The sequence below is a fragment of the Nocardia sp. NPDC060259 genome (assembly GCF_042728775.1).
Classification (GTDB): Bacteria; Actinomycetota; Actinomycetes; order Mycobacteriales; family Mycobacteriaceae; genus Nocardia.
Genome location: NZ_JBHXAY010000014.1, coordinates 86800 through 96358, shown reverse-complemented (window position 1 = coordinate 96358; position 9559 = coordinate 86800). Strand labels below are relative to the sequence as shown.

General features: G+C 69.4%; 8 protein-coding genes and 1 tRNA gene. 7 read left to right on the top strand and 2 right to left on the bottom strand.

The genetic code is table 11. The features are described 5' to 3' along the window. Window positions 1-82: 82 nt before the first annotated feature. From ACFWF2_RS08930 to ACFWF2_RS08915, 4 genes are read left to right on the top strand one after another with little or no spacing between them, the layout of a single operon-like run. On the top strand, window positions 83-967 hold the full coding sequence (locus ACFWF2_RS08930; protein ID WP_379306131.1) for a hypothetical protein: 885 nt from the start codon (window positions 83-85) through the stop codon (window positions 965-967). Beyond that, a complete protein-coding gene (locus ACFWF2_RS08925; protein WP_379306129.1) occupies window positions 964-2154 on the top strand; it encodes a DUF4129 domain-containing protein in 1191 nt (396 codons plus the stop codon). The genes ACFWF2_RS08930 and ACFWF2_RS08925 overlap by 4 nt, the downstream gene beginning before the upstream one ends. Beyond that, window positions 2154-3140, top strand: a complete 987-nt coding sequence (locus tag ACFWF2_RS08920) for an AAA family ATPase (protein ID WP_379306127.1) — start codon at window positions 2154-2156, stop codon at window positions 3138-3140. Before ACFWF2_RS08925 ends, ACFWF2_RS08920 begins: the two co-directional genes overlap by 1 nt. Window positions 3141-3144: 4 nt before the next feature. Beyond that, window positions 3145-4440: a DUF58 domain-containing protein gene (locus tag ACFWF2_RS08915; protein ID WP_379306125.1), complete on the top strand. Its 1296-nt coding sequence runs from the start codon at window positions 3145-3147 to the stop codon at window positions 4438-4440. Window positions 4441-4531: 91 nt separating this feature from the next. On the opposite strand, the gene ACFWF2_RS08910 is transcribed toward ACFWF2_RS08915, so the two are convergent. Beyond that, complete coding sequence (locus ACFWF2_RS08910; protein WP_379306123.1) at window positions 4532-5278, bottom strand: RDD family protein; 747 nt, start codon at window positions 5276-5278, stop codon at window positions 4532-4534. Between the two features lie 18 nt (window positions 5279-5296). On the opposite strand from ACFWF2_RS08910, the gene ACFWF2_RS08905 reads away from it, so the two are divergent. Both ACFWF2_RS08905 and ACFWF2_RS08900 read left to right on the top strand, forming a co-directional pair. Beyond that, window positions 5297-6331 carry a stage II sporulation protein M gene (locus ACFWF2_RS08905; protein ID WP_379306121.1) on the top strand — a complete coding sequence of 345 codons (1035 nt, stop codon included), beginning with the start codon at window positions 5297-5299 and terminating at the stop codon, window positions 6329-6331. Between the two features lie 766 nt (window positions 6332-7097). Continuing rightward, window positions 7098-7736, top strand: a complete 639-nt coding sequence (locus ACFWF2_RS08900; protein WP_379306119.1) for a methyltransferase domain-containing protein — start codon at window positions 7098-7100, stop codon at window positions 7734-7736. Window positions 7737-7787: 51 nt separating this feature from the next. On the opposite strand, the gene ACFWF2_RS08895 is transcribed toward ACFWF2_RS08900, so the two are convergent. After that, window positions 7788-7870, bottom strand: a tRNA-Leu gene (locus tag ACFWF2_RS08895). A gap of 219 nt (window positions 7871-8089) precedes the next feature. On the opposite strand from ACFWF2_RS08895, the gene ACFWF2_RS08890 reads away from it, so the two are divergent. Beyond that, window positions 8090-9499 (top strand): DUF3662 and FHA domain-containing protein, encoded by a 1410-nt coding sequence (locus ACFWF2_RS08890; RefSeq protein WP_379306117.1) that lies wholly within the window; start codon window positions 8090-8092, stop codon window positions 9497-9499. The last annotated feature ends 60 nt before the right edge of the window (window positions 9500-9559 follow it).

Genomic DNA, 9559 nt, shown 5'->3' with positions numbered 1-9559 from the left:
CAACTGCCGCTGATCGGCGGGACACAAGGGGCCGCGACCTCGAGCGCGCCAGCGCTCCAAGAACAGAGCTAGACTCGGCCGCGTGCGTCCCGCCGTCGACACGGTCGGCGCCGTCGGGGTGGGAACCGATCCGGCTCGAGCGCCTGCGCCGACGCCGTCAATTCCGCCGACGGTTCCGGTCCGGCCCCTGCGTTTCCGCGAATTGCTCGACGAGCCGTTCGCCCTGATCCAGGCCCATATCCGGGCGTTCGCGGCGCTCGGTGGCGCCGCGCTGGTGCTGACGCTGCTCGGGGTGCTCGGTGTCACCGGATTGGTCTCGCACCTGACCGACGGCTCCGACGACGGCACCGCGTGGGCCGCGATCCTGGCGACCGCGGCCGGGGTGTGGCTGCTGCGGCTCGTGCTGCGCGGCACGACCGTCGCCATCGCGCTCGCCGACTTCGGCGGAGTCCGCTGCGGCGCGCGCGCCGGGTTGCGGGCTGCCGGGCGACGGGCGGGACCGCTGGTTCTCGCGCAGATCATGTTCACGCTCACCGGAATCGGGGTGCTGCTGATCGGCAGCCTGCTGATCCTGACCTATCCCCTGGCGTTGATCTGGCTGTCCTACGTGCGAGCGCGCCGGTTCGTCGTCGAACCGGTGATACTCGGTGAACAGGCGGGATTCCGTGTCGCCGTTGCCCGCTCGAAGGAACTGGTGCAGGGCGCGGACTGGTCAGTCGCGGGCCTGTGGCTCACGCAGCGGCTCATCTTCACAGTACTCGCGGTGCCCGCGTTCGGTATTCCTTTCTTCCTGTCCGACTTCTCCGGCACGCACCGCTGGGCTTTCATCACGCTGCTGGTCGGCGGGCTGCTGCTGGTGGTGACGGTCAGCGAGATCATCGAGGCGGCCAGCCGGGCAGTCTGCTACATCGACCGCCGCTGCGCCCGCGAGGGCATGGACATCCGGATACCAGGTGAGACCCGGTGACCGACAACAACTTCCCCCGCCCCGAACGCGATGCCGGACCGCCACCGCCCCGCGTCAACGCACCGCACGCCGACGCTCCACCGCAACCCCACCTCGAAGCGCCGCACACCGACAACCCACTGCGGCCACAGCTCGAAGTGCCGCACACCAACGACCCGCTGCGGCCACACCTCGAAGCGCCCCAAACCAGCGCCCCACCACAACCGCGCCTAGGCGCCGCCGCCGACCATCGCGCCGCCGCAGAGCAGGCCGCGGGCCGCCGCGACTACGACCGCGCACTGCGCGAACGCTTCCGCGCCGTCCTGCGCGCCCTCGAACAGGGCGGCACCCTCCCGGTCCGCCGATCCCGCACCGCGCAGGAGACCGCCGACGACGCGACCACGGCCCTGCCGCTGGAACAGTCCACCGAATTGCACCCGGCGGCACGCAGTTTCGACGAGGTTGTCTACGGCGGCCGCGCCGCGACCGAGGACGAATACCGCAGGCTCGAATACGCCGACCGGTACTCGCAGTCGGCGCCCCCACCGGTCGACGAGCCGGTCGAACTCGAGATCGTCGAACGGGAACCCAAGCGCCGCAGGCAACTTCCGCCGCTGCCAGGGCTGCTCCGCAATCCCCGCTTCTGGGCGGCGCTGGCCGCCGGACTGGTACTGGCCCTGCTCCTGTACGCCACCTTGCAGTCGTGCGGTGCGCCCGACGCGCCAGACCCGCCCGCACCGCCGGACCCGCCCGATCGACCAGAGGACGACTTCGACCCCGATTTCGGCGAGGGCAAGGACTCGATCTTCACCCGGCTCCCCGGCTGGCTGGCCTTCGGCGGCCTGCAGTTCCTGATCGCCTTCGTCGCGCTGATGTGGTGGCGCGGGCGCAGACGCGGCGCGCTCGTCGGCGAACCGCGACCGGTCGAAGTCGCCGCGAACGAACTGCTCGCGGGCCAGGCGGGTCTGTACCGTCGCTCCGGCGACGTCGCCCACGTCGCGCAGACCCTGCGCACGGCGACCCTGCGCCGGATCCGCCCGCGCCTCGGCGCGCGCGAACTCACCGACGATCAGCTCGTCGAAACCGCCGCCACCCGCCTCGGCGTGCCCGCCCAGCAGATCGGCACGGTCCTGTTCGGCCCGGTGCCGGACGAGACGACCCTGTATTACGTCGCCGCACACCTCGAATGGATCGAGACGGAACTCTGATGAACGACAACACTGTCCTGCAGAAAACGCCGAGCGCCGCGGAGGCCGGTGCGGCACTGGCCGCCCTGCGCACCGAGATCGGCAAGGCCGTGGTCGGCAACGACCAGGCCGTGCTGTATCTGGTGCTCGCGCTGCTGTGCCGCGGCCACGTGCTGCTCGAGGGCGTGCCGGGCGTGGCGAAGACGCTGCTGGTCCGCGCGCTGGCCACCTCGCTGGCGCTCGACCACGCCCGGGTGCAGTTCACGCCCGATCTGATGCCCGGCGACATCACCGGTTCGCAGATCTACGACCCGCATTCGGCCGAGTTCACCTTCCGGCACGGGCCGGTGTTCACCAACCTGCTGCTGGCCGACGAGATCAACCGCACCCCGCCCAAGACGCAGTCCTCGCTGCTGGAGTCGATGGAGGAGCGCCAGGTCTCGGTGGACGGTCAGCCCAAGCCGCTGCCCGATCCGTTCGTCGTCGTCGCCACCCAGAATCCGATCGAGCAGGAGGGCACCTACCCGCTGCCCGAGGCCCAGCTCGACCGGTTCCTGTTCAAGGTCGACATCCGGCTGCCCGAGCGCGACGACGAGTTCCGCATCCTGCAACGGCACGCGAACGGTTTCGATCCGCGTGATCTCGGCGCCGCCGGGCTGCGTCCGGTGGCCGGTCCCGAGCACATCGCCGCCGCCCGCGCCGCGATCGCGCAGGTGACGATGAGTCCCGAGGTCCTCGCCTACATCGTCGACCTGTGCCGCGCCACGCGCAGCTCGCCCGCCGTCGCGCACGGCGCGTCGACCCGTGGCGCGACCGCGCTGCTGGCGGCCGCGCGCGCCTTCGCCTGGCTGAACGGGCGCGCCTACGTGACGCCCGACGACGTGAAGACCGTGGCCGTGGCCGTGCTGCGGCACCGGCTGCAACTGCGGCCGGAGGCCGAGCTGGACGGGGTGAGCACCGAGGGTGTGCTCTCGTCGTTGCTGGTCTCGGTGCCGGTTCCGGTGTAGCGGCGTGGTCGTCACAGGCCGGTTCGCGCTGTTCGCCACGATCGCGGCGGCGCTGGTGATGTTTCTCGCGCCGTCATGGGTCGGCGTGCTCGGCGCGTGTGTCGCGCTGCTGGCGGTCGGGCTGTTCGATGTCGCGCTCACCGCGCGCGCAGACTCGCTCACCCTGACCCGCGACCCGCTGACCATCGTGCGGCTGGGCCGGAGCACCGAGATCGAACTCGTGGTGACCAACACCGGCACGGCGATGGTGCGCGGGATGCTGTGGGACGCCTGGCCCGACAGCGCACGCGCCGATCACCGCACGCATCATCTCGCGCTGGCGCCACGCACCCGGATCCGGTTGCGCACCAGCCTCACCCCCACCTATCGCGGCGACCGGGTCGCGGGCCCGGTGACGGTGCGGCTGCTCGGGCCGCTGGGGCTGGCCGGTCGCCAGACCCGCGTCGACGTTCCGGCCAGGGTGCGCGCGCTGCCCGCGTTCCGCAGCGAACGGCTGCTGCGGTCGAAGGTGAAGCGGCTGCATCATCTCGAGGGCCGCAATGTCGCGAACACCCGCGGGCAGGGCACCGAGTTCGATTCGTTCCGCGAGTACGTGGCGGGCGACGACGTCCGCAGCATCGACTGGCGGGCCACCGCCCGTGCCGCCGACGTCCTCGTGCGCACCTGGCGGCCGGAACGCAACCGGCACGTGCTGATGGTGCTCGACACCGGGCGGGCCAGCGCGGGACGGGTCGGCGAAGGCACCCGGCTGGATTCCTCGATCGAAGCGGCCCTGCTGCTCGGTGGGCTGGCCGCGGCCGCGGGCGACACCGTCGACCTGCTGGCCTACGACCGCCGCGTGCGCGCCGAGGCGACCGGCGCGAGCGGACATCAGCTCCCTCTCAAACTTATGCACACCCTCGCCGGCGTGACGCCACAGCTTGTGGATACCGACACGACTGGGCTGGTCCGGACCGTGATCTCCCGGGTGCGCAGGCGTGCGCTCATCGTCTGGTTCACCAGCCTGGACGGGCCGACGGTCACCGAGCATCTGCTCCCCGCGTTGCCGACGCTCACCCGGCGGCACCGGGTGTTGATCGTCTCGGTCACCGACCCGGATATCGCCGCGGCCGCCCGTGACCGGTCTACCGCCGACGCGGTCTACACCGCGGCGGCGGCCGAGACCGTGCTGGCCGAGCGCGCTCTGGTGCAGGAATCACTGCGTCGCCGTGGGGTGCAGGTGGTCGCCGCCGCGCCGGACCAGCTGCCGGAGGCTCTGGCCGACGAGTACCTGGAATTGAAGCAGTCGGGTTCCCTGTGAGTGATGGACAGCCGAAGTTGTCCACCGTCACTCACAGTCCATCCACCGCCTCACCAACATGTTGTGCACAGGGCGAGTTCATCCACAGGGCTCAGCCGCGCGAAAGCTGCTGTCGCCGAGCCAGAACCGCACCGAGGACGTGGTACGGCGGGTACTCCGTCGGCGCCGGGCGGCCCACAGCGGCACACACCGCCGCAACGAGCTGGGTACCGAGGTGGTGCTGCGCGGCCGGTGTCAACGTGCGCAACCTGGTCAGATACTGACGCACCGCCCCGGCCAGCTCGTCGGACATCCCGCTCGGATCGAGCTGGGCGGCCCAGCCGGTCAGCCACGGTGGCGCGACGGCCAGCGCGGGCATCGGCAGGCTCTGCCGGGTGTGCACAACCACGGTCCCGGCGAGCACGTCACCCACCCGCTTGCCGTCGCGTGAGCACAGCGAGCTGATCACCGCGACCGCGCCGAACGCGCCGAGCATCCAGAAATCCACAATCGCGCCTGCCAGCCCGCGGGTGAGCGCGTGCCGGAAGTCGATCGGCCCGGCATCCGCGCGCACGACGCGCAGCCCGAACGCCAGCTTCCCCAGCGAGCGCCCGCGCGAGACGGTTTCGCTGGTCACCGGGTACGCGACAAGCACGGTCACCAGCGTGACCACGGAGGTGACACTCCACCACGCCGAATCGGCCTCGGCCGCGAGCAACAGCATCAGCCCGCCGTAGGCGAGGGTGGCCGCCAGCCCCAGCTGGATGAGCAGGTCGAGCAGAAAGGCGCCCGCACGGCTGGGGATGCGCGCGATCGGGAGTTCGAGCGCCACCGCTTCGCCGGTGGTGAATTCGGCCATGTGGCTAGCATTCCCGATATGGACACCGATGCCTACAGCTGGGCGCATCAACGGTCGTGGTATCGGTTGGATCAGCTGGTCCGCCAGCGCAAACTCTCCGGGGCCGAGGCCGACGAACTGGTCCGGCTGTACCGGGCCGCGTCGCAGCAGCTGGCGAAGCTGCAAGGCCACCACCCCGATCCGGAGCTGGTGTCCGGGCTCAGTGCCCTGCTGGCCAGGGCACGGGGACGGGTGCTGGCCGCGCGCTCGCAGCCGTGGCGCGAAGCAGGCCGGTTCTTCACCCGGCACTTCCCCGCGGCGGTGTATCGCGCCTGGCCGTGGTGGGTCGCGGTGACCGCGATCTTCCTCGCCGTGTCCACCGTGATCGCCGTCCTTGTGGACAACTCGGCGGCGACGCGAAAAGCATTGGGGATACCCGAGGGTGACACCTCGATCATCACCGGACCGGGTGGCGCGTTCGAGACCTACTACTCGGAGCATCCCAACGACGCCTTCGCCGCCCAGGTGTGGACACACAACTCGTGGGTCTCGGCGATCGCACTGTTCACCGGTGTGCTGATCCTGCCCGCTGTGTATGCGCTGTTCATGAACGCGCTGAATCTGGGGATAACCGGTGGATTGATGTCCGACGCGGGACGGCTGGAGTCGTTCTTCGGATTCATCCTGCCGCACGGCACGCTGGAGCTGACGGCGCTGTTCGTCGCGGGCGGGGTTGGACTGAAACTGGGCTGGACGCTGGTGGACCCGGGTCGGCGCAGCAGGGCGGCCGCGGTCGCCCGCCAGGGCAGGGTGACCGCGACGGTGGCGCTCGGCCTGGTCGTTGTTCTGCTGGTGTGCGGTCTGATCGAAGGCTTCGTGACCCCGAGTCCGTTACCGGCCCCGGTGCGCATCGCTGTCGGGTTCGCCGCCGAGACGTTGTTCCTCTTCTATGTTTTCGGCCTCGGCCGCCGGGTGGCCGAGGAGCAGGACGCCACGGCCGCCACGCCCGCGGCCCTGCCGGACCCGGCGGATCGCTGGCTGCCTTCCGCGCAAAAGTCGCTGGACCGGGCCTGAACTCGCAGATGCAAGTGCATTTGCGCAGCAGGCAACTCCGAGCACACCCTCGCCGAGACAGCTCCGGACAATCGGCAGCTACGCGAGGTAACGAGAAGGTTTCGAACTCCCCCATTTGAGTTCCGCTGGCCGCAGCGAGTCGGGCTCGAGCTGCGGCCAGCGTTACCGTCAACTGTACACAATCGTTATGCCCATGCAACCCCCAACGCGCAGGTCCGGCGTACTGATTGCGAACCGGCAAACATCTGTCGATCCACCGATTTTCACCGCCACAGCTAACTTCCGGCGGCTCGCGCGACGGGTCCTCGCCGACACCGGAAATTCACCTGCGGCAAACCTTCGACAACGAGTCACCCGGGCGCCGGCGAGCTCGCGCGGGAATGTTCCCGCTGATTGCCCGAAGGTGAACGGGACCCCGCACATAGCCGGTCACCTGGGGATTCGGCAACAGAATTTCGGTTTGCCGGACTCTAAACGCCTTAAAAGAGACTTCAAGTTTGTTTACAACGCTGCAAACAAGATCAGCACCTAGCAATCGGGCCGTAGCACCTGTCACGAGGCCTTCATTGGGCCGAATTACTGGTTGCGAACCGTCCGCCGAACGGCTCGAAATCGGCAGCGGAACGCCCGGAATACAGCCCGTACCGCGCGGTGTGATCTTCGCCTCACCAGCGACTTTCGAGCGCCTGCGACGGGTAAGTCAGCCGATATGGATGACCCAGGTCACAGTGCCTTGCGCCGATCGGGGACCGCCTACGATTGCCGTATGCCCGGGGTCAAGGATCGCCTGCTCACGACCATCGCCGATCAGCTCGGTAATCCGCACGGAATGCTCGGCAAGGCAGTGGCTTTCGTTCTCAATCGCGGTAACAGGCGTGCCATCGCCGCGGCGGTCGACGCGGCGGCGCCGAGCGCGGGCGCGACGGTCGCCGACATCGGCTTCGGTGGCGGTGTCGGGTTGACGCTGCTGCTCGACCGAGTCGGTCCCGCCGGCCTGGTGCACGGCGTCGAACCATCGCCCGACATGCTCGCGCGCGCTCGCTCCGGTTTCGCCATGGAGGTCGCGGCCGGTCGCGTCGTCCTTGCCGACGGCACCCTGACCGCGCTCCCGCTCCCCGACGCGAGCCTGGACGCGGCGATCACCGTCAACACCATCTACTTCCTCGACGACCTGCCCGCCGCCTGCGCCGAGCTGGCTCGCGTCCTGCGCCAGGGCGGCACCGCGGTGATCGGCATCGGCGACCCCGAGGCGATGGCGAAGATGCCGTTCACTCCTTATGGCTTCACCTTGCGTCCGGCCGAGGACGTGATCGCGGCCCTGTCCGGCGCCGGCCTGACCGTCGAGCAGCGCACGCTGGCGAACCCGCCGATCCCGCACCACCTGCTGATCGCCCGTAAGAGCTGACCCAGAAACGACTAGAGGCTCGATCCGGATGGATCGAGCCTCTAGCCTTTGTGGGCGAAGGGGGACTTGAACCCCCACGTCCTTACGGACACTGGCACCTGAAGCCAGCGCGTCTGCCATTCCGCCACTCGCCCGAGCGACTGGAAAAATCTAACATGCCCCGCGGCCGAAAATAAAATCGGGTCTCTGACCTGCGGTGATGCGAGCGTATTCGGCTCGGGAACCGGGGCGCTTCGCCGGGAGTTACAGGGTTGGAGGATCGTGGATATCATGCAAGGAACGTGGTCGGGTCCGGACACGCCGTAACCAGCGTGTCGACCTGGTCGGACACGCGCACCGAAGGGAGGGCTGTGATGGGCATCGTGTCGAGATTCGAGCGACGCCTGCAGGGCGCTGTCGGTGACGTGTTCGCGAGGGTGTTCGGCGGCAGTGTCGTTCCCCAGGAGGTGGAGGCCGCGCTGCAGCGCGAAGCCGCAGATCAGGTGCAAGATCTCGGCGGCGGGCACAAGCTCGCGCCGAACAGTTACGTGATCACGATCAACGAATCCGATCACGGAAAGCTCGACGCCGATCACGACCTCACGACGAAGGCGTTCGCCAAACATCTGCAGGATTACATCCGCGAGCAGGGCTGGCAGACCTACGGCGAAGTACACGTGGCGTTCGAGGCATCACCTACGCTGCACACCGGAATGTTCAGAGCGAGCGGCCGCGTCGACCCCGACGCCGGACGCGGGACCGCCCCACCTCGCCCCGAACCGCCACAACGACCCGCACACCCGCAACCAGGAGCTGGCCCCATGACGCACAACTCAGGCTACGAGCCAAGCCGAGAGCCCGCGGAGTCCGATCCACGCAACCGCGGGTACGCACCGCCGCCCGCCGGACGTGGTGCCGCTCCCGGCGCCTACCCCGACGAGTACGGCCAGCAGGGCGGCTACGGCGCCCAGCCCGGCTACGGCGATGCCGCGTACGGCCAGCAGGGTGGCGAATACCAGAACGGGTACGACCAGCAGGGCGGCGCGCAGCCCGGCTACGGCCAGCAGGGCGGCTACGGCGCCCAGCCCGGCTACGGCGAGCAGGGTTACGACCAGCAGGGTGGCTACGGACAGCAGGCCTACAGCCAGCAGGGTGGCTACGGCGGCCAGCAGGGCTACGCCGAACCCGGCTACGACCAGCAGGGCGGCTACGGCCAGCAGGGTTACGCCGAGCAGCAGCAGGGTTACGGCCAGCAGGCTGGTTACGGACAGCAGGGCTACGCCGAACCCGGCTACGACCAGCAGAGCGGCTACGGCCAGAGCGGCTACGCCGACCAGGGTTACGGCCAGCAGGCCGGTTACGGACAGCAGGGCTACGCCGAACCGGGCTACGGCCAGGAGGAGCAGGCGGGCTACGGCCAGCAGGGTGGCTACGGTGCCCAGCAGGGCTACGGTCAGGCCGCGGCCGCCGGTGCCGGGTACGGCGCCGCGCAGTCCAGCTACTCGGCCACGCTGCAGCTCGACGACGGCAGCGGCCGCACCTACCAGCTCCGCGAAGGCAGCAACATCATCGGCCGCGGCCAGGACGCGCACTTCCGGCTGCCCGACACCGGTGTGTCGCGCCGCCACATCGAGGTGCGCTGGGACGGTCAGACCGCGATGCTCTCCGACCTGGGCTCCACCAACGGAACCCTGGTCAACGGCTCGCCCGTGCAGGATTGGCAGCTCGCCGACGGCGACGTCATCCGGGCCGGACATTCCGAGATCCTGATCCGGATCGTCTGATCCCGTAAGCTGCGCGGTGCACGTCACGAGTCGACGCTGTCGGCCCTATGATGCTGCCAT